Below are 18,503 nucleotides of genomic sequence, written 5' to 3' on the forward strand. Positions count from 1 at the left end.
ACATTTATTTTGGAAAGATAGCGAAGAGGCTAAACGCGGCGGACTGTAAATCCGCTCCTTCGGGTTCGGGGGTTCGAATCCCTCTCTTTCCATATTTAAACGGGCATAGTTTAACGGTAGAACTAAGGTCTCCAAAACCTTCAGTGTGGGTTCGATTCCTACTGCCCGTGTTTATTAGTATGGCGGGTGTGGTGAAGTGGTTAACACATCAGATTGTGGCTCTGACATTCGGGGGTTCGATTCCCCTCACTCGCCTATTTTAATGGGGTATAGCCAAGCGGTAAGGCAAGGGACTTTGACTCCCTCATGCGTTGGTTCGAATCCAGCTACCCCAGTTATACTTGCCGGCGTGGCGGAATTGGCAGACGCGCTGGACTCAAAATCCAGTGTCCGCAAGGACGTGCCGGTTCGACCCCGGCCGCCGGTATGATTTTACTGTTAGTTTATCTAACAGTTTTTATTTGTTTCATGATTAACTGGTTAAGGAGTGTAGTATGCTATTATCAGAAAAACTAGATAGTTTTTTAAATGCTTTGATTGCTAAAACAGAGCATCAAAATGAACTATTGATTGGGAAGTGCCAAAGTCATTTGAGTTTGACAAGTACTCAAGAACATATTTTGATGTTGTTAAAAGATGGAAAATTAACAAATTCGGATTTGGCTAAAGCCTTATCCATAACTCAAGCTGCTGTTTCTAAGGCTGTTAAGCAGTTGATTCAAAAAGATCTTGTAGTATCTGTCAAAGATGGGAAAGATGGTCGTGTTTCTTATCTAACTTTGACCAGTGAGGCCATGCCGATTGCAGAAGAACATGCTCAACATCACCTATCCACTTTGCAAGTGTACGAGGGGATACTCTCTGACTTTTCTGACAGTGAGCAAATCATTATTGCTCGTTTTATGGACGATCTATCAAGAAAGGTGCTTTAGTTTTGCGTTATATTACGGTTGAAAATTTGGTATTTCAATATGATGACGAGCCTGTTCTTCAGAATGTTTCTTACTATTTGAATAGTGGCGAATTTGTGACACTTACTGGTGAGAATGGTGCTGCAAAGTCAACTTTGGTTAAGGCTACACTAGGTATTTTAAAGCCTAAAGCAGGTCTTGTGAGTATTTCTGAGAAAAATACTTCTGGAAAAAAGTTAAAAATTGCTTATTTACCACAGCAAATTGCTAGTTTTAACGCTGGTTTTCCTTCTACTGTTGAGGAGTTTGTGACTTCTGGACGTTATCCTCATCAAGGTTGGTTTCGTCGAATGACTGCTCACGATAAGGAACATGTGCAATCTAGTTTGGAATCGGTTGGCATGTGGGATATTCGCCATAAGCGCATTGGGAGCCTTTCTGGTGGCCAAAAACAGCGCATTGTTATTGCTAGAATGTTTGCCTCTAATCCAGATGTTTTTGTGTTAGATGAACCAACGACTGGGATGGATGCTGGGACATTAGATAATTTTTACAAGTTAATGTACCATAATGCACGAAAGCATGGTAAGGCGGTTCTTATGATTACTCATGATCCTGATGAGGTTGCTCAGTATGCTGATCGTAATATTCATCTAGTGAGAGATCAATCTTCTCCTTGGCGTTGTTTTAATATTCATAAGGAGGACTAATCATGTCTACTATTTCAGAAATATTGTCTTATGAATTTATGCAACGTGCGATTCTAGCTATTGTTGCGATGAGTCTGTTTGCTCCAATACTTGGTCTTTTCCTGATTTTAAGACGGCAAAGTCTTATGAGCGATACTTTAAGCCATGTCTCTTTGGCAGGTGTTGCTTTTGGTATTTTATTTGGTGTTTCAACCACTTGGATGACAGTCTTTATTGTCATTTTAGCGGCTATCCTTTTGGAATACTTGAGGGTTGTTTACAAGCATTATATGGAAATCTCAACGGCTATACTCATGTCTTTGGGCTTGGCGGTTTCTTTGATTATTACCAGTAAATCGGAGAACACTTCAGGAGTTAATCTGGAGCAATACCTGTTTGGATCTATTATTACAATCAATCGAGAACAAGTCATTGCTTTGTTTGTCATTGCTAGTGTAGTTTTACTTCTGTCAGCTTTTTTTATCCGCCCTATGTATATGTTAACGTTTGATGAGGATACAGCCTTTGTTGACGGTTTGCCAGTGAGACTGATGTCTCTCGTTTTTAACATGCTTACAGGTGTTGCCATATCTTTAATGATCCCAGCAGCGGGTGCTTTATTGGTTTCGACAATTATGGTTTTACCAGCAAGTATTGGCATAAGGCTTGGTAAGTCTTTTAAAACTGTCATAGTGAGTTCTGTGATTGTTGGTTTTATTGGAATGCTTTTAGGAGTTCTATTGTCTTATACTTGGGAGACGCCAGCCAGTGCGACGATTACGATTATTTTTATTGCTATTTTTTTAGTGGTTAATTTACTTTCTCATTTTCGTAAAAATACTTAAAAAATTAGTGAATATCAAGAGAAGAGGTAGGTCCAGACCTATCTTTTTGTTAAATGAAAGTCATTGAAAAGGGTTGGCATTGCTTAAAGACCATAGGATTGTTCTTTGACTTGCAATAGCCTTTTTATTTCAATGAAATTGTAACAATAGCGTAACATACTGGTGATTTTTTTTGATATAATGTTAGATGTCTTAATTATATAGGAGTATTTTTAATCATGAAGAAAAAAATGTTATCAGCTATTTTATTGAGTGGTGTGACACTTGGAGCGACTGCATCTATTAGTGCAGAGGATTATGATGCAAAAATCGCTGTCAAAGACGGTGTTATCACTAACTTGACTGGTCAAAAAGCTGCCGCACGATTAAAAGTTGAATCTATTCAAACCCAAGTAGGTGCTTTGTCATTAGAGCAGACTAACTTAGAGTCTCAAAACATTGCCTTAAAAGAAAAATCGGATGAGTTATCGGATGAAATCCAAACCTTATCAGAGAAGATCATTTCGCGTGGAGAGTCTCTCAAAAAACAAGCTCGCAGTGCTCAAAAGCAAAACACAGCAACAAATTACATTAATACCGTGGTTAACTCAAAATCCATTTCAGAAGCTATTAGTAAAGTAGTGGCTATTCGTGAGATTGTTTCAGCTAACCATGAGATGCTTGAAAAACAAAAGGCAGATAAAGAAAAACTTGCTCAAAAACAAGAGGCTAATCAGGCAGCAATCAATACGATTGCTGCAAACCAAGAAGCTCTAGCTGCTAATAAATCAACGTTAGAAACTCAAGAAGCACAATTAAAAGCTGCACAAGCCAATCTAGCTGTTGAATTAGCAACTGCTGAAGGGGATAAAGCATCGCTTTTAGCTGAAAAATCAACGGCAGAATCAGTTGCCGCTTCTGTTTCGACGTCACAATCAGTTGCCGCTTCTGTTTCTGCTTCTGAATCAGCGTCAGCTGTTGCCGCCGCAGCATCAGCTGCAGCTGTAGCATCAGAAGTTGCCGTGTCTCTAAGCGCTAGCTCAGCTGCATCAGTAGCTGCTGGAACATCTGCCACAGCCGCAGCTGCGTCAACTAATCCAGTTAGACCAACAGCTACTCAGGCATCTTCTCCAGTTTCAGTTCCAACTATCACAACTGCTGGCAACACCTACCCTATAGGACAGTGTACTTGGGGAGCGAAATCGTTAGCTCCTTGGGCTGGTAATAACTGGGGTAACGGTGGACAATGGGCAATTTCAGCCGCAGCAGCAGGATTTGCTGTTGGTTCAACACCGACTGTTGGTTCAATCGCAGTTTGGAACGACGGTGGCTATGGTCACGTTGCAGTAGTGGTAGCCGTTGAAAGTCCAACTCGTATTCAAGTTATGGAAGCTAACTACAATGGTAATCAGACCATCGGAAATCACCGTGGCTGGTTTAACCCGACAGCGACTTATCAAGGATCAGCTGTTTACATTTACCCAAGATAAGAAATCAGGAGGATTTTGTTCCTCTTTTTTCTTTTGGCTTAATCGTAATATTGTTTGAAAAAAAGTCTTAAAAACGGTAGAATAAGAGTGACTAGATAAATGGAGGAAGTCATGTCTTATTCTAATCTAAAGTTGTTTGCACTATCGTCCAACCAAGAATTAGCTGAAAAAGTTGCTGAGAATATAGGTATTAGCCTTGGGAAATCAACCGTTCGTCAGTTTTCTGATGGGGAGATTCAAGTTAATATTGAAGAATCAATCCGTGGACATCATGTGTTTATTTTGCAGTCAACTAGCTCACCAGTTAATGATCATTTGATGGAAATTTTGATTATGGTAGATGCTTTAAAAAGAGCCAGTGCTGAGACGGTCAATGTGGTCATGCCTTATTATGGCTATGCTCGACAAGATCGTAAAGCGCGTTCGCGTGAGCCTATTACCTCAAAATTAGTAGCAGACATGCTGGAAGTGGCTGGGGTCAATCGTTTACTGACAGTAGATCTTCATGCGGCTCAGATTCAAGGATTTTTTGACATTCCTGTTGATCACTTGATGGGTGTTCCTTTAATTGCCGATTACTTTGATCGACATGGCTTGGTGGGAGATGATGTTGTCGTTGTGAGTCCTGATCATGGTGGTGTTACACGTGCTCGTAAGTTAGCACAGTTCTTGCACACCCCGATTGCGATTATTGATAAGCGTCGTAGTGTGGATAAAATGAACACCAGTGAAGTGATGAATATTATTGGTAATGTTGAAGGCAAACAGTGTATCTTGATTGATGATATGATTGATACTGCCGGAACGATTTGTCATGCTGCCGATGCCTTGAAGGAGGCTGGAGCGACACATGTTTATGCTTCTTGTACGCATCCTGTTTTGTCTGGACCAGCGCTAAACAATATCCAAAAATCAGCTATTGAAAAATTGGTGGTTTTAGATACGATTTACCTCTCTCAAGAGCGTTTAATTGATAAGATTGAGCAGATTTCTATCGCTGAATTGATTGGGGATGCTATCGTTCGCATCCATGAAAAACGCCCCCTTTCTCCATTATTTGAATTATCAACTAAAAAATAGCGTTATAGCAGGCTGGTGTTACACCAGTCTTTTTATCGTCTTTAGTAAAAAATGCACTAGATATCCTATTGCTTGGCATGTTTCTAGGGTAAGGCTACCAGCCTTTTAAAGTGATTGTAGTAGGAAGTTGTGCAATCTTTCAGGATTTCTTGTATAATAGGGATACTATTTAAAGGAGTTCTACTATGGATGTCAGTCAACGTTACAATCGTCATTTAGATCAGCTAGATGTTTCATTGATTCGTCAGTTTGATTATTCTATTTCGGGTATTCCAGGGATGCTTAAAATGACTTTGGGTGAGCCTGATTTTCCGACGCCTCAACACATTAAAGAAGCTGCTAAGAAGGCTATTGATGACGATAAGAGCTATTATACAAGCATGTCAGGGCTTTTAGCATTACGACAAGCTGCTGCTGATTTTGTCAAGGAAAAGTATGATTTGACCTATAATCCTGAAACGGAGATTCTAACGACTGTGGGTGCAACAGAGGCTATTTCAGCGACAATGGCAGCCCTCTTAGAACCAGGAGATTGCGTGCTGTTTCCAGGACCAGGATTTCCTGTCTATGAAGCCTTGACCAAGATGTATGGTGGCGAGTTTGTTGAGCTGGACACGTCTCAGACAGCTTTTATCCTGACACCCGAAATGCTTGAAGAGGCAATCATTGCACAGGGTGACAAGCTCAAAATGTTTATTCTGAATTCTCCAGCTAATCCTACTGGTGTGGTTTATACCCGTCAGCAGCTTAAGGCTTTGGCAGAGGTTCTTGGTAAATACCCTATTCATGTGATTTCAGATGAGATTTACTCAGAGATTACTTATACTGATGAGGGTCATGTTTCGATTGCAGAGTATCTCCCAGAGCAAACCATTGTCATCAATGGCCTTTCCAAGTCACATGCGATGACTGGTTGGCGGATAGGCTTTCTTTTTGCCCGGAAAAGTTTGTGTGCGCAGCTGGTTAAAGCGCATCAGTATTTGGTTACTGCAGCGACGACTGTCACACAGTACGCGGCTTTGGAGGCCTTGACCAATGGTAAGGATGACGCCCTACCTATGCGCGATGCCTATCGTAAGCGCCGTGACGTGATGGTCGCAGCGTTGACAGAACTTGGCTTTGAGGTGGTTAGCCCTGATGGTGCTTTTTACATTTGGGCTAAAATCCCTGGTGAGGCAGGTCGGGATTCCTATGCTTTTTTGGAGCGATTGGCTCATGAACAGGCAGTTGCGTTGATTCCTGGCATTGCCTTTGGGCCTTATGGAGAGGGCTATCTTCGGATCTCTTATGCTGCTAGTATGGCAGTTATTCAAGAAGCTATGAAACGCTTGAAAGCCTTTATGACAGCTGATGATAAGTAAGGAAACAAGAGGTATTGTCCTCTATAATCGTGAGTTTCGTGAATCAGATAAGCTGGTAAAATTATTTACAGAGACGGATGGCAAGCGAATGTTTTTCGTGAAACAGGCAGCTCAATCAAAGTTGGCAGCTGTCATTCAACCCCTGACGGTGGCTGACTTTCTTGTCAAACTCAATCTTAATGGCTTATCTTACATTGATGATTTTCGAGAGGTAGCTCCTTATAAGGCGATCAATGCAGACTTGTTTAAGTTATCTTATGCGACTTATATCATGGCTCTTGCTGATGCGGCCATACCAGATAATCAGGTTGACACGGCCTTGTTTGCCTTTTTAGAAAAGACCTTAGCTTTAATGGATGAGGGCTTGGATTATGAAGTGCTAACGTTGATTTTTGAGATTCAATTATTGGAGCGTTTTGGGGTCCAGCTGAATTTTCACGAATGTGTGTGTTGTCATCGGATTGGTTTGCCTTTTGATTTTTCGTTTCGCTATTCAGGTCTTCTTTGCCCAGCACATTATGATCAGGATAGGAGCAGAGCTCATCTTAATCCTAATGTGCCTTATCTTATTGATCGTTTTCAGTCGCTTTCTTTTGATGAGTTAAGAAGTATCTCACTAAAAGACGATACGAAAGCTCAATTACGACAGTTTGTTGACAGTCTTTATGAGGACTATGTAGGGCTACGTTTGAAAAGTAAGGCTTTTATTGATGATTTGGCCAAGTGGGGAGACATTATGAAATAAGAATTGTCATCAAGGCTGAAAATCCATCTCAATCATGCTATAATAAGAAACACTGAGGAAGAAGCTCTGCTATTTTCCCAAAGACAAAGAAGTAAGGAAGTCAAATCATGAAACGTATTGCCGTCGATGCTATGGGTGGGGATCATGCTCCTAAAGCGATTGTGGAGGGTGTCAACCGTGCCATTCAGGATTTTTCAGATATTGAGGTGCAACTTTATGGGCATGAAGATAAGATTCGTGAGTATCTGACTGTCAAAGAGCGTGTGACTATTATTCATACTCAGGAGAAGATTGATTCGGATGATGAGCCAACAAAGGCTATCCGCCGTAAGAAAGAAGCCTCTATGGTCTTGGCTGCTAAAGCGGTTAAGGAAGAGCGGGCGGATGCTCTTTTGTCAGCAGGGAATACGGGTGCTCTTTTGGCTGCAGGCTTGTTGGTTGTGGGACGTATCAAGGGCATTGAGCGTCCGGGTTTGATGTCAACTCTACCAACGACCAATGGTCAGGGATTTGACATGTTGGATTTAGGAGCCAATGCGGAAAACACCCCAACTCACTTATTACAATATGCTGTTCTTGGTTCTTTTTATGCTAAGACTGTCCGTGGAATTGCCAAACCTCGTGTTGGTTTATTGAATAATGGCACAGAGGCTACAAAGGGAGATACGCTTCACAAAGAAGCTTATGATCTGCTTAGTCGAGAGCCGTCCATTCATTTTATCGGAAATGTGGAAGCGCGTGATGTGATGCATGGAGTGGCTGATGTTGTTGTGACAGATGGTTTCACAGGGAATGCTGTTTTGAAAGCCATCGAAGGCACAGCCATGACTATTATGGGGAGTTTGAAATCGTCGCTAACATCAGGTGGTTTTAAGGCGAAATTGGGTGCTCTGCTCTTAAAAGATAGTTTGTATCAGTTAAAGGAAACGATGGATTATTCATCAGCTGGTGGAGCGGTTTTGTTTGGGCTTAAAGCGCCGCTGGTTAAATCTCATGGTTCTAGTGATGCTCAGGCTATTTACCACACGATTAAACAAATCAGAGCCATGCTAGCAACCGATGTTGTCAATCAGCTGGTCACTACCTTCTCTAAGGAGGTGCAAGGTGACTAAAGAAGCCATCAATCAAAAAGTGCTGACAGTGATACGTGAGCAAGGCTATGATGATATAGGAGTGACGGTAGAATCCAGTCTTCGAGATGACTTAGGTGTCGATTCGATTGGCTTGATGGCAGTTATCATTGCTCTTGAGGATGCCTTTGAGATGACCATCCCTGATGAGGATATTGATCGTTTGATCACTATGGGAGATTTATTGACCTATTTAGAACACAAGATCGGGTAAGAAAAAATCTCTTTGACTCAAGCAAAACAGCAACGGCCTTAGTGCCGTTGCTGTTGGTATTAGAGAGACAGACTTGTGTCAACAAATCCTAGAAAAGCTATCCGCATAAGGCTGAGCTAGTTATTGCCAGTGCAGGCTATGATAGTGAATAGACTCTTCTAAACTGAGATCAGCAAGGCGATCATCACCTTACCATATCCAACAAGAAAATGACCTTAAACAAAAACAGAGACTCGCTATGAATGTGAATCTCTGTTTTTAAATAGCTGAGAAAGACTTTTATCTCAGGGATGCTTTTTTAGTAATGCTTAACAACGCTAATCATCTTATGGCTTTCTGACCTTGGATAGGGTGACCCAAGTGCCACGATTACCAATCTTGATATAGGCACCGTTACTTGGTTTATGAATTTTTAAGACCTTGTATTGTCCTGGAATGGTGAAGTAATCACCTGGGTATAATATTTGGTCTCCTGTCTTGACACCATTTCGATCCGTCTCAATGACAGGCGCAGGATCAAGATAGTTGAGTGCGGTAGGCATTCCTCCTGCTAGATCACTACTAGATACCAATCCACTCCAAAAACTCTCTGTAACCTTGAAAGCTCCTGTGAAGACAATCGTGTCTCCGACACCAATTTCAGTGGTTTTTGGAGGAGTGACTGGTGTAGAAGGTTGCGCTACTTGAGTGGACGGGGTTTTTGGTGGCTCTGCTTGTGTGCGCAAGGCTTCAACGGCAATATAGCGTCTGATACCACTGCCACCGATATAGCTGATCCACTTGTAGCCGTCAGCCTCGACTGTCTGATCGTAATGAACAGACTGTCCAGCATTATAGAAAGCAACATCGGCTGCGCTTTGCTTTGGTTCGCTCTTGATAGCGGAACGGCTAGTGAAGTAATGAGTGCCTCTTGTAGCTGATATTTTAGGAGTAGTGGTAGACTCTGGGTGAGCAGGAGCAGGAGCAGGAGCAGGAGCAGGAGTTGGGGTAACTGGTGCTGGATTTATGGTAGGTGCTGGACTTGGTGGTGTAGGTGTTGTCACGCTAGGTGTTGCTAGTCGGCTAATCGGAATATAGCGTCTATTACCACTACCGGCAATATAGCTGATCCACTTGTAGCCGTCAGCTTCTACGACCTTGTCATAGAAAACACTTTGGCCTCTATCGTAAAAGGCTAATTCAGGGCTTGTTATTTTCGGTTCACTCTTAATAGAGGAGCGGCTAGTGAAATGATAAGTACCACTTGAAGCGATGGTAGGTGTAGAGCTTATAGGGCTAATTGACACTGATTCAACAGATGGTGTTGATATATCTTTAAAATGAATATAGCCAGACACCTGACTCTTATGAAAACTGCGTTTCCAATATTTTTCTGGACCTTGACCAGCATTAAAGTTGTATTCCTCAACGGTCACGATATCCCCTTGCACATCAGCAACCCAAGCGACATGCCCATAACTTCCAGCGCCATTGACGCCATTTCCAAACCAGGCGACAGAACCAACAGCAGGGTTCATATCCACACGGTAACCTTGAGATCTCGCAACCCCACCCCAAGTGATAGCATTGCCATAGCCACCAGGTAGGGTGAAACCATTGGCTGAGTTTAATCGAAAAGCTACAAAAGAAGTGCATTGCCTTTTGAACATGCCCCAACTGTCTGGTCCCCAACCTTGCTTCCAATGAGCAGGGTAATTATCTCCTAAAACAGCGGCTTGGGCAACAGCTTGACCAGTAGTCAAGCTAGTACCAGTTAGTACAAGGGCAAGAGCACTTGCAGTTGTTAACTTAGATGTAAATGTCATTCAATATCCTCCTGCTTATCTATTCGCGAAATCCATCCTAAAGCGATTATTTTTCTAAAAAAAATAAGATTCGTAAAAAGTTTAAGAAGGCAATGATACAAAAAATTCATTCCTAAATAAACGTTTTCCCTTCCAACAAAAGCCTTGATGATTTGTACTGACCCCAAAATTAAGTGGACTTGAAGAAAAAGCTATCACGTGGTAGAATTAAGTAAAATATTAAGTAAGTAGGTGATACCATGGAAAATATCGTCCCTGTATCTGATATGCGTTATTATAATCAAACGCTGAGTGATGTATCTGTTGGCTCTCAAGTAATCTTAACCCGCAATGGAAAGGCAGAGTATGTGGTTGTTGATATTGAGGAATGGCGACGTACAAAAGCGACGTTGCGACTGTTCGAAGAACTGCAGAAAGGCTATCGCTCCCTGGCTAACGAAAAGACCTATACGCCAGATGAATTGGCTGAACGGTTAGGGGTGGAGTGATGAGCTATAAAGTGATAACCTCAAGTGAAACTGTCCGAGACATTGAAGAGGCGGTTTTCTATAAAGAGAGCTTGGGAGTTTATCTAGAAAATATCGTTAAGTTTAAGCAAGCTGTGGTGTCAACTATCCGAAAATTGGCAGATTCGCCTAAAATTGGGTCAAACTTATCAGCCAGAATTGTCGAGGAAACTGAGATTAAATATAGCGTGATTGACGATTATATCTTGTTTTACGAGATTGAGGCTGATACTGTCAAGGTACTACGTTTGTTACCAGCTAAAACCAACTGGATGAATACAATCTTGAAGTATTTGTGATATGATGTCTGTGAGGCACCTCAGCGATACGGTCGGTGGTGTGAATCTCATTTCCGTAGGGCGACTGGAAACGGATAGCTCAAAGGGCGCAAATTTGTGTCGGGTGTGGGACTGCCTTCAGCCTTGGGCTGTAAAGACCCCTAATACTTCTAAATGAGATTGACCCTTTTGGGTCATTTTTTTGGTATTAGTCTGGTTTTCCCTTAGTAATTGATCCCAAACTTTTAATGAACCGAAATGATAATTCTTATCCAACAATCGTGCTACTGCCGTCACGATAATCTTTTTTATGATAAAATAGAAGAGAAGATTGTTTAAGAGGAGGTGTTATGATGAAATCAGTCATCTCTAAGAGTCCAGTTGTTCCAACAGAACTAAGTTCTGAAGAAATTGCTTTTTTGACGTCTGTGACTTTTGGATCAGTGATTCAACCCAGGAAATGTGATGTGCTGTTTGTTTTCAGTGGCACGCATCCAGGACATTGGGAGAAGGCGATTGAAGCCTATCACAAAGGGTTTGCCCCAAAGATAGTCGTTACCGGTGGCCGAAGTTTAACTGGTACTGCTCATCCAGATTGGAATGGGAAAACAGAAGCTCAGGTGATTATTGATCGTTTGATAGAAGCTGGCATCCCAGAAGAAATAATCATTTTTGAAGATCAATCTACCAATACGCTGGAGAATGTCTTGTTTGCAAAAAAAGTTTTTGATTTTAAACAGGTTAACACGGTGATGTTTATCTGTAAAAGCCATGCAACCGGAAGACAGTATCGCACCTTAGCTCAGCATTTACCTGAAGGCATTGCCTATATCCCTTATACTTTTGATGCAAGTTATCAAGGCAATCCGGTTTCTCGTGATAACTGGATGACTTTTGAAGAAGGCAAAAGGAGAGTGTGGGGCGAGTACTTGAGAATACTTCATTATGGCGAAAAAGGTGACATTCTGCCGTTGGAAAAGTAATAGGATCAATAGTGTGAAGGAGGTTTCTATGATAAAAATTATTGTTCACGCTTTTATAGAAAATGGTCACGTTGGTGTTGTTGAAGTACTCTATGCCTCGACTGACGAGATTTCTATTTCTGATAAAATGGCAGAGCTAGAAAAGCAGTTTGCAAATGATTATTTAGCTGTCTATGATTTGCCACTTGATACAGACTTAAACAAACTAGACCACTATCCGTCGGTTGCTATTGGTAAAGGGGAGTTTGGGGAAGGGATTAGATGTTAAATTATTTTAGAAGAAATATAAAAGTGTTGTTTTTGATTATTATTTTGATTTCTTTTTTAGGGCCTATATTCTCTAAATTGTTATCATTTCTATCCCCTTTTTTGAATGATTCAGTAGGAGATTGGTTGAGTTTTTATGGATCTATGGCTGGGACAGTTATATCGGTACTCATTATCCATTTACAACTATTTCTGGAGAAAGAGCGTGCTATGGAACAATCTAGACCGGTATTGATTTTAAGTAATGAGTATCAAACTATAAAGTCTGGATTCAAAATATATTATGATAATAAGTTTTGGTATAGTCTAACTAAGAGAAATAAAAATACAAATAATGTATCTAAAAGGAGTTTTGAAGAATTTTATCAGACATCAGATAAGATGGATAAAGCATTATCAATAGAGATATTAAATGGCCAACCGTTACTAAATTTGCATATTATATTTGATAATCGTTCTCCTCAAATTATTCCTAAAATTGATGCAAACGAGCGAATTTACGTTATTTCTAAAGAGCATCAGAACTCAATTTTTTCGCATTTGATGAGTAATAATTTTCATTTTAATCATCTCCCCAATAAGATAACCTTGTATTATACAACATTATCAGGAGAAGTTATAAAGACTCTCTATCAATTAGATGATAAAGGGAACTGTAGACTAATCGAGAGAAGATACAATGTAGATTATCCAGAGCAATCTATTGATAGTCGGACATGCGATTATATTGTTAAAGTTTAATTGTATTAGATAGGAGAAAAAACATGATCGAACGTTATTCACGCCCTGAGATGGCGAACATTTGGAGTGAAGAAAATAAATACCGTGCTTGGCTTGAGGTTGAGATTCTAGCTGCTGAGGCTTGGGCTGAGTTGGGAGAAATTCCTAAGGAAGATATCGCTCAGATCCGTGAAAAGGCGGATTTTGACATCAACCGTATTTTAGAGATTGAGCAAGAAACGCGCCATGATGTGGTGGCATTCACGCGTGCGGTATCTGAAACGCTTGGCGAGGAGCGTAAGTGGGTTCACTATGGTTTGACCTCAACTGATGTTGTGGATACGGCTTACGGTTATCTTTACAAGCAGGCTAATGATATTATCCGAAAAGACCTTGAGACCTTTACCAATATCGTGGCTGATAAGGCGCGTGAGCACAAGATGACCGTCATGATGGGGCGTACGCACGGTGTTCATGCGGAGCCAACAACCTTTGGTCTCAAACTAGCAACTTGGTATAGTGAAATGAAGCGTAATCAAGAGCGTTTCGAGCGTGCAGCAGCAGGTGTTGAAGCTGGTAAGATTTCAGGTGCGGTTGGTAACTTTGCGAACATCCCTCTCTTTGTCGAAGAATATGTCTGTGAGAAACTTGGCATTCGCCCTCAAGAGATTTCCACACAAGTTCTGCCTCGTGACCTTCATGCCGAGTATTTTGCCGTCCTAGCTAGTATTGCGACCTCAATCGAGCGTATGGCGACTGAGATTCGTGGGCTTCAAAAGTCTGAGCAGCGTGAGGTGGAAGAATTCTTCGCCAAAGGGCAAAAAGGTAGCTCAGCAATGCCTCATAAACGTAACCCGATTGGGTCTGAAAACATGACAGGCTTGGCACGTGTTGTCCGCGGACACATGATTACAGCCTATGAGAACGTCACCCTCTGGCACGAACGAGACATCTCTCATTCATCAGCAGAGCGGATCATCACACCAGACACAACTATTCTGATCAACTACATGCTCAATCGTTTTGGCAATATCGTTAAAAACTTAACAGTCTTCCCAGATAATATGCTTCGCAACATGAACTCAACCTTTGGCCTAATATACAGCCAACGTGTCATGCTCAAGCTGATTGAAAAAGGCATGACGCGTGAAGAAGCCTATGACTTAGTACAACCCAAAACAGCCTATTCGTGGGACAACCAAGTCGACTTTAAACCTCTACTAGAGTCCGATGACAACGTCACATCCCTTCTAACCCAAGACGACATCGACCAACTTTTTAACCCTTCTTATTACACACAAGCCGTCGAAGACATCTTTAAACGCTTGGGGTTATAGAGGGTATGGTATATAGAAGAATATCGTCTTTAAGATATTAATATTATTATAGTTTATCTCCTTATTAAATATTTAAGCCCAAACGAACAATCTTAATCTCTAGGAAACTGGAGAAAAGATTGGTTCGTTTTTTATCAAAAAATATTGCATAATAATTAAATAAGTAACAAAAAATAAGTTAATTATGTTATAATGGAAAAACGAGAGGGAGATATGATATGTTTACAAATTTTGGTTCACGATTAAAAGCATTAAGAATTGAAAGAAAATTAACCAGAGAAGCATTCTGCATGGATGAGTCAGAATTATCTATACGACAGCTAGCACGTATTGAACTTGGACAATCTTTACCTAATATTAAAACGGCTTTGTTCATAGCTCAGCGTTTAGGTGTTTCGTTGCAATTTCTAACAAATGGTGAAAATTTAGAACTTCCTAAAGAATATTTGGATTTAAAACACCATATTTTGCGTGTACCGACTTACTCTGATCAAAATCGGATATTAGTAAAAGAAGCTCATTTTGATACCATCTATGAAAAATACTATGATCATCTTCCTGAAGTTGAAAAATTAGTTATTGATACCTTGCAAGCAACCCAGGATTCATTGATAACAGAAAATATCAATTTTGGGATTAGTATTTTAGGGGATTACTTTGAGCAGACAAAACGAAAGACAGTCTATGACGAAAATGACTTAGTTTTAATCAATTTATACTTAACTTATTTGGATTTAGAAGGTTTTGAAAGTGAATACTCTGACTCTGTATTTAATGGTCAATTATTTAACCGATTAGTGGAACAATCTGAAACCTTCACTACAGGTGAGTTAATCGTATTATCGCAATTATTGATTAGTATCTACGCTATCACTTTGAAAGATAATCGACTAGTTGAGTTAGAGCGAGTATTACAAATGATTGATTACACGATGGAGAAAACTAAAGATTTCAGTAGGCTACCTATTCAAAAAATATTAGAGTGGAAGTATCAACTATATGTCAAACAGAATAAGGATGGGGCAAAAAATAGCTATGATAAAGCCCTATTATTTGCACAAATGACAAATGATAGCTACTTAGAGGAACAGCTAACGATTGAGTGGCATAATGATATGCAAAAATAAATTGTGATAGAATACTTCATTTTTTAGCAAAGCACCATGACATTTATGACATGTTGATTTTGAATTATTTCATTTATAATAAACTCATCACTGAAATAAAGGAGTCAACAAATGAATCGATTTTTTAAAAAATTAGTTGTTTTTAGTCTTATTCTTACGGTAATCACGATGCACCTTAGAGGGGCATTACCATTTGTAGATTGGTGGAGATTATAATAAGTTACTGGAATTGTCGTCTCTTAGTTTTATGAGACAACAAACAAAAAGCACGACCCCCACACGAATCCACTTTCTCGGGTAATGCTTTTAATTACAATTTGATAAGGACATGTGGCTAGTAGATAGTGACATGTCTTTTTTTCTGCTATAATATGAGCAAGGAGTTTATTATGAAAAAAGTGTGTTTTGTTTGTCTTGGTAATATTTGTCGCAGTCCCATGGCTGAGTTTGTGATGAAAGAGCTGGCGGGTGAGGGTTGGCAGATTGAAAGTCGTGCGACGTCGTCTTGGGAGCATGGCAATCCTATTCATCAGGGGACTCAGACTATCCTTCGTGAGAAGGGTTATGCCTATGATCACTCTAAGACGTCTCAGCAAGTAACGATGGCTGATTTGGCTTACTTTGATGCGATTATTGGGATGGATGAGCAGAATCTTGCGGATTTACGTCAGCTTTCTGCGGGTCAATATGATCATAAGATTCATCTTTTTTGTGATGGCGGTGTGCCAGATCCTTGGTATACAGGAGACTTTGAGGAGACCCATATCTTGATCCGTAAAGGCTGCCAGGCTTGGTTGGAAGCATTATCCTAAAAAGGAAAAACGATTATGAAACAGCTTATTGATGATATTAAAAAAATAAAGTGGACAAGAACCACCGCTGAGATAGTGACGGTGGCCCTGATCATTATCTTGGGATTGAGTGTCTTTTTAGTCCTTTTGAGGGAGAAAAAAGTGGTGACCTATGATCACCGTACGATTACTTATCGCGGAGAAATGTCCAATAACCGTATGAATGGATACGGCAAACTCACCTATGCCAACGGTGATACCTATCAGGGACAGTTCAAGAAGGGGACTTTTGATGGGCAAGGCACTTATCAATCGCAAAAAGGCTGGTCTTACACGGGTGAATTTCACAAAGGTCAGGCTCATGGTAAGGGTGTTTTGACGACCCATTCAGGAGAGACCTACAAGGGCGAATTTAAGCAAGGGATTTATCAAAAATGAGAATAAAATGGTTTTCGCTAGTTCGAGTGACTGGCCTCTTATTGGTTCTTTTGTATCATTTCTTTAAGCGACAGTTTCCGGGTGGCTTTATTGGGGTGGATGTTTTCTTTACCTTTTCTGGTTTCTTGATTACTGCCCTCGTGATTGATGAGTATAGCCGCTCTAAGGCTTTTGATGTGCTTGGTTTTTTAAAGCGTCGCTTTTACCGTATCGTCCCGCCTCTTGTGCTGATGGTTTTGGTGACTGTGCCGTTGACCTTTTTAGTGAAGCCAGATTTTGTCGCTGATTTTGGCAAGCAGACGGCTGCTGCTCTGGGATTTACTACCAATCTCTATGAGATCTTTACGGGCAGTAGCTATGAAAGTCAGTTTATCCCGCATCTTTTTGTTCATACATGGAGTTTGGCGGTTGAGGTTCATTTCTATGTGATTTGGGCTTTGGTGATGTGGTTCTTATCGAAGAAAAAACTCAGTCCAATCAAGTTTAGAGGCATGATTTTTATCGTTTCAGCCATCCTTTTTGGCCTGGGCTTTTTGAGCATGTTTGTCAGGGCTTTTGTGACTAAAAATGTTTCTTTGATTTACTACTCCACCCTCAGTCATAGCTTTGCCTTCTACTTTGGGGCGATGTTTGCAGCATCATCGGGGATTTCAGAGGTAACCCATCGTTTTAAACGTAATAGTCAGTTGTGGTCGCTTCAGCGAGTGATTCTCTATTTCCTGGTCAGCTTTCTTCTTTTAGGGTTACTGGCAGTGATGCTAGATTTTAATCAGCAATTGACTTTTCTCTTTGGTTTTCTTTTAGCGACGCTCTTTGCGGCTACCATGATTTACTCGGCGCGTGTCTTGCACGAAAAGACACCCAAAGCCAAAGAACCCCTAGTAGTGACCTTCTTGTCGGATATTAGCTATGGGATTTATCTGTTTCATTGGCCATTTTACATCATTTTCAGTCAGTTGTTACCGAACTGGCTGGCGGTGCTCCTGACCCTGATATTCTCCCTTGTCTTATCAAGCCTATCTTTCTATCTCCTAGAGCCTTTTATTGCTGGGAAAATCCCTCGTATCCTTGGTGTGGAAGTGGATTTAAAACCCTACTGGAAAGCCTTGGTTGGGTTGGGTGCAGGTTTAGCGGTGCTGCTTATGGGAGTGATTACGACGGCACCCAAGCTTGGTGCCTTTGAGACAGACCTCTTGGTCAATGCACTCAAGCAATCACAAACCCACCTCACCAGAACCCACCGAGTCACTGCTGGTGATGTTGATGCTCTGAGTGATGTAACCATTATTGGTGATTCTATCGCCCTTCGCTCGCAAAATGCTTTTATGACCCTCATGCCAAAGGCGCAGTTGGATGCGGCTGTCAGTCGAAACTTTGAAGATAGCTTTGCTATTTTTGACAATCATATCAAAAACAATAGCTTGTCACAAACAGTTGTTGTGGCGGTAGGGGTTAACTCAACCAGTGATTATCAGGCAGAAACGCAGAAATATGTAAAAGCTCTTCCCAAAGGACATCGTCTTGTCTTTGTGACTCCCTACAATGCCAAAGCCCTAAGAGATGTTGAGGCTGTCCGAGATTACGAAGTAGCTTTGGCAGAAAAATACCCTTATGTTGAAGTAGCAGATTGGTATCAAGCAGCGATTGATCATCCTAACATTTGGTTGGCGACGGATGGCGTGCATTATTCAGACACTAGCACTGTTGGTTCAGAACTTTATGTCAAGACTATTCAGCAGGCTGTGGAAAAAGTAGCCAAACAAACGGCTAAAGACTAACAAACAAGGTTGATTTTGGAGTGTTCCCA

21 protein-coding genes and 5 tRNA genes are annotated in these 18,503 nt (G+C 40.9%); 24 read left to right on the top strand and 2 right to left on the bottom strand.

Going from position 1 to position 18,503, the window contains the following annotated elements:
- The first annotated feature begins 11 nt into the window (after positions 1–11).
- The 14 genes from ACMZ6Z_RS06140 (at position 12) to ACMZ6Z_RS06205 (ending at position 8,444) form a co-directional block, all read left to right on the top strand.
- Positions 12–92 (top strand) — tRNA-Tyr (locus tag ACMZ6Z_RS06140).
- 7 nt (positions 93–99) lie between these two features.
- Positions 100–170, top strand: a tRNA-Trp gene (locus tag ACMZ6Z_RS06145).
- A gap of 12 nt (positions 171–182) precedes the next feature.
- Positions 183–255, top strand: a tRNA-His gene (locus ACMZ6Z_RS06150).
- An 8-nt stretch (positions 256–263) separates the two neighbouring features.
- Positions 264–335, top strand: a tRNA-Gln gene (locus tag ACMZ6Z_RS06155).
- Between the two features lie 8 nt (positions 336–343).
- Positions 344–427: transfer RNA gene (locus ACMZ6Z_RS06160), tRNA-Leu, on the top strand.
- Between the two features lie 67 nt (positions 428–494).
- Positions 495–932: a zinc-dependent MarR family transcriptional regulator gene (locus tag ACMZ6Z_RS06165; protein WP_416131703.1), complete on the top strand. Its 438-nt coding sequence runs from the start codon at positions 495–497 to the stop codon at positions 930–932.
- 2 nt (positions 933–934) lie between these two features.
- Entirely contained in the window at positions 935–1,621 is a 687-nt protein-coding gene (locus ACMZ6Z_RS06170) for a metal ABC transporter ATP-binding protein (RefSeq protein WP_416131704.1), read from the top strand.
- A 2-nt stretch (positions 1,622–1,623) separates the two neighbouring features.
- Positions 1,624–2,445 (top strand): iron chelate uptake ABC transporter family permease subunit, encoded by an 822-nt coding sequence (locus tag ACMZ6Z_RS06175; RefSeq protein WP_416131705.1) that lies wholly within the window; start codon positions 1,624–1,626, stop codon positions 2,443–2,445.
- Positions 2,446–2,663: 218 nt separating this feature from the next.
- Positions 2,664–3,914: a peptidoglycan hydrolase PcsB gene (pcsB, locus tag ACMZ6Z_RS06180; protein ID WP_416131706.1), complete on the top strand. Its 1,251-nt coding sequence runs from the start codon at positions 2,664–2,666 to the stop codon at positions 3,912–3,914.
- Between the two features lie 111 nt (positions 3,915–4,025).
- Complete coding sequence (locus tag ACMZ6Z_RS06185; RefSeq protein WP_416131707.1) at positions 4,026–4,994, top strand: ribose-phosphate diphosphokinase; 969 nt, start codon at positions 4,026–4,028, stop codon at positions 4,992–4,994.
- A 185-nt stretch (positions 4,995–5,179) separates the two neighbouring features.
- On the top strand, positions 5,180–6,355 hold the full coding sequence (locus ACMZ6Z_RS06190) for a pyridoxal phosphate-dependent aminotransferase (protein ID WP_416131708.1): 1,176 nt from the start codon (positions 5,180–5,182) through the stop codon (positions 6,353–6,355).
- Positions 6,345–7,100, top strand: coding sequence for a DNA repair protein RecO (gene recO / locus ACMZ6Z_RS06195; RefSeq protein ID WP_416131709.1), 756 nt, complete (start codon positions 6,345–6,347; stop codon positions 7,098–7,100). Before ACMZ6Z_RS06190 ends, recO begins: the two co-directional genes overlap by 11 nt.
- A gap of 107 nt (positions 7,101–7,207) precedes the next feature.
- The gene (plsX, locus tag ACMZ6Z_RS06200; RefSeq protein WP_416131710.1) at positions 7,208–8,212 is read left to right on the top strand and encodes a phosphate acyltransferase PlsX; all 1,005 of its coding nucleotides are present in this window, start codon (positions 7,208–7,210) and stop codon (positions 8,210–8,212) included.
- On the top strand, positions 8,205–8,444 hold the full coding sequence (locus ACMZ6Z_RS06205; RefSeq protein ID WP_416131711.1) for a phosphopantetheine-binding protein: 240 nt from the start codon (positions 8,205–8,207) through the stop codon (positions 8,442–8,444). Before plsX ends, ACMZ6Z_RS06205 begins: the two co-directional genes overlap by 8 nt.
- A 326-nt stretch (positions 8,445–8,770) precedes the next feature.
- Here ACMZ6Z_RS06205 and ACMZ6Z_RS06210 read toward each other — a convergent pair whose 3' ends face one another.
- Positions 8,771–10,249, bottom strand: a complete 1,479-nt coding sequence (locus ACMZ6Z_RS06210) for an SH3 domain-containing protein (protein WP_416131712.1) — start codon at positions 10,247–10,249, stop codon at positions 8,771–8,773.
- Between the two features lie 239 nt (positions 10,250–10,488).
- On the opposite strand from ACMZ6Z_RS06210, the gene ACMZ6Z_RS06215 reads away from it, so the two are divergent.
- Positions 10,489–10,737, top strand: a complete 249-nt coding sequence (locus ACMZ6Z_RS06215; RefSeq protein WP_416131713.1) for a prevent-host-death protein — start codon at positions 10,489–10,491, stop codon at positions 10,735–10,737.
- The gene (locus tag ACMZ6Z_RS06220; RefSeq protein ID WP_416131714.1) at positions 10,737–11,054 is read left to right on the top strand and encodes a type II toxin-antitoxin system RelE/ParE family toxin; all 318 of its coding nucleotides are present in this window, start codon (positions 10,737–10,739) and stop codon (positions 11,052–11,054) included. Before ACMZ6Z_RS06215 ends, ACMZ6Z_RS06220 begins: the two co-directional genes overlap by 1 nt.
- Positions 11,055–11,171: 117 nt before the next feature.
- On the opposite strand, the gene ACMZ6Z_RS06225 is transcribed toward ACMZ6Z_RS06220, so the two are convergent.
- Positions 11,172–11,330 carry a hypothetical protein gene (locus tag ACMZ6Z_RS06225; RefSeq protein WP_416131715.1) on the bottom strand — a complete coding sequence of 53 codons (159 nt, stop codon included), beginning with the start codon at positions 11,328–11,330 and terminating at the stop codon, positions 11,172–11,174.
- Positions 11,331–11,386: 56 nt separating this feature from the next.
- On the opposite strand from ACMZ6Z_RS06225, the gene ACMZ6Z_RS06230 reads away from it, so the two are divergent.
- The 8 genes from ACMZ6Z_RS06230 to ACMZ6Z_RS06265 all read left to right on the top strand — a co-directional run bounded on the left by ACMZ6Z_RS06230 (position 11,387) and on the right by ACMZ6Z_RS06265 (position 18,474).
- Positions 11,387–12,016 (top strand): YdcF family protein, encoded by a 630-nt coding sequence (locus tag ACMZ6Z_RS06230; protein ID WP_416131732.1) that lies wholly within the window; start codon positions 11,387–11,389, stop codon positions 12,014–12,016.
- A gap of 28 nt (positions 12,017–12,044) precedes the next feature.
- Positions 12,045–12,284, top strand: coding sequence for a phosphoribosylaminoimidazole carboxylase (locus tag ACMZ6Z_RS06235; RefSeq protein ID WP_416131716.1), 240 nt, complete (start codon positions 12,045–12,047; stop codon positions 12,282–12,284).
- The gene (locus tag ACMZ6Z_RS06240) at positions 12,278–13,024 is read left to right on the top strand and encodes a hypothetical protein (protein WP_416131717.1); all 747 of its coding nucleotides are present in this window, start codon (positions 12,278–12,280) and stop codon (positions 13,022–13,024) included. Before ACMZ6Z_RS06235 ends, ACMZ6Z_RS06240 begins: the two co-directional genes overlap by 7 nt.
- A 23-nt stretch (positions 13,025–13,047) precedes the next feature.
- A complete protein-coding gene (gene purB, locus ACMZ6Z_RS06245; RefSeq protein WP_416131718.1) occupies positions 13,048–14,340 on the top strand; it encodes an adenylosuccinate lyase in 1,293 nt (430 codons plus the stop codon).
- Between the two features lie 218 nt (positions 14,341–14,558).
- Positions 14,559–15,467, top strand: a complete 909-nt coding sequence (locus ACMZ6Z_RS06250; protein ID WP_416131719.1) for a helix-turn-helix domain-containing protein — start codon at positions 14,559–14,561, stop codon at positions 15,465–15,467.
- Between the two features lie 389 nt (positions 15,468–15,856).
- Positions 15,857–16,279 carry a low molecular weight protein-tyrosine-phosphatase gene (locus ACMZ6Z_RS06255; RefSeq protein ID WP_416131720.1) on the top strand — a complete coding sequence of 141 codons (423 nt, stop codon included), beginning with the start codon at positions 15,857–15,859 and terminating at the stop codon, positions 16,277–16,279.
- Positions 16,280–16,294: 15 nt separating this feature from the next.
- Complete coding sequence (locus ACMZ6Z_RS06260; protein WP_416131721.1) at positions 16,295–16,696, top strand: hypothetical protein; 402 nt, start codon at positions 16,295–16,297, stop codon at positions 16,694–16,696.
- On the top strand, positions 16,693–18,474 hold the full coding sequence (locus tag ACMZ6Z_RS06265; RefSeq protein ID WP_416131722.1) for an acyltransferase family protein: 1,782 nt from the start codon (positions 16,693–16,695) through the stop codon (positions 18,472–18,474). Before ACMZ6Z_RS06260 ends, ACMZ6Z_RS06265 begins: the two co-directional genes overlap by 4 nt.
- Positions 18,475–18,503: the final 29 nt, after the last annotated feature.

It is taken from the genome of Streptococcus pluranimalium, from assembly GCF_047785705.1.
GTDB classification, from domain to species: Bacteria; Bacillota; Bacilli; order Lactobacillales; family Streptococcaceae; genus Streptococcus; species Streptococcus pluranimalium_A.

Bases quoted from the DNA above. Each gene is read 5' to 3' on its own strand.
- ACMZ6Z_RS06165 (WP_416131703.1), top strand. From the start codon at position 495: ATGCTATTATCAGAAAAACTAGATAGTTTTTTAAATGCTTTGATTGCT.
- ACMZ6Z_RS06175 (WP_416131705.1), top strand. From the start codon at position 1,624: ATGTCTACTATTTCAGAAATATTGTCTTATGAATTTATGCAACGTGCG.
- pcsB (WP_416131706.1), top strand. From the start codon at position 2,664: ATGAAGAAAAAAATGTTATCAGCTATTTTATTGAGTGGTGTGACACTT.
- ACMZ6Z_RS06185 (WP_416131707.1), top strand. From the start codon at position 4,026: ATGTCTTATTCTAATCTAAAGTTGTTTGCACTATCGTCCAACCAAGAA.
- ACMZ6Z_RS06190 (WP_416131708.1), top strand. From the start codon at position 5,180: ATGGATGTCAGTCAACGTTACAATCGTCATTTAGATCAGCTAGATGTT.
- recO (WP_416131709.1), top strand. From the start codon at position 6,345: ATGATAAGTAAGGAAACAAGAGGTATTGTCCTCTATAATCGTGAGTTT.
- plsX (WP_416131710.1), top strand. From the start codon at position 7,208: ATGAAACGTATTGCCGTCGATGCTATGGGTGGGGATCATGCTCCTAAA.
- ACMZ6Z_RS06210 (WP_416131712.1), bottom strand. From the start codon at position 10,249: ATGACATTTACATCTAAGTTAACAACTGCAAGTGCTCTTGCCCTTGTA.
- ACMZ6Z_RS06215 (WP_416131713.1), top strand. From the start codon at position 10,489: ATGGAAAATATCGTCCCTGTATCTGATATGCGTTATTATAATCAAACG.
- ACMZ6Z_RS06220 (WP_416131714.1), top strand. From the start codon at position 10,737: ATGAGCTATAAAGTGATAACCTCAAGTGAAACTGTCCGAGACATTGAA.
- ACMZ6Z_RS06230 (WP_416131732.1), top strand. From the start codon at position 11,387: ATGAAATCAGTCATCTCTAAGAGTCCAGTTGTTCCAACAGAACTAAGT.
- ACMZ6Z_RS06235 (WP_416131716.1), top strand. From the start codon at position 12,045: ATGATAAAAATTATTGTTCACGCTTTTATAGAAAATGGTCACGTTGGT.
- ACMZ6Z_RS06240 (WP_416131717.1), top strand. From the start codon at position 12,278: ATGTTAAATTATTTTAGAAGAAATATAAAAGTGTTGTTTTTGATTATT.
- purB (WP_416131718.1), top strand. From the start codon at position 13,048: ATGATCGAACGTTATTCACGCCCTGAGATGGCGAACATTTGGAGTGAA.
- ACMZ6Z_RS06250 (WP_416131719.1), top strand. From the start codon at position 14,559: ATGTTTACAAATTTTGGTTCACGATTAAAAGCATTAAGAATTGAAAGA.
- ACMZ6Z_RS06255 (WP_416131720.1), top strand. From the start codon at position 15,857: ATGAAAAAAGTGTGTTTTGTTTGTCTTGGTAATATTTGTCGCAGTCCC.
- ACMZ6Z_RS06260 (WP_416131721.1), top strand. From the start codon at position 16,295: ATGAAACAGCTTATTGATGATATTAAAAAAATAAAGTGGACAAGAACC.
- ACMZ6Z_RS06265 (WP_416131722.1), top strand. From the start codon at position 16,693: ATGAGAATAAAATGGTTTTCGCTAGTTCGAGTGACTGGCCTCTTATTG.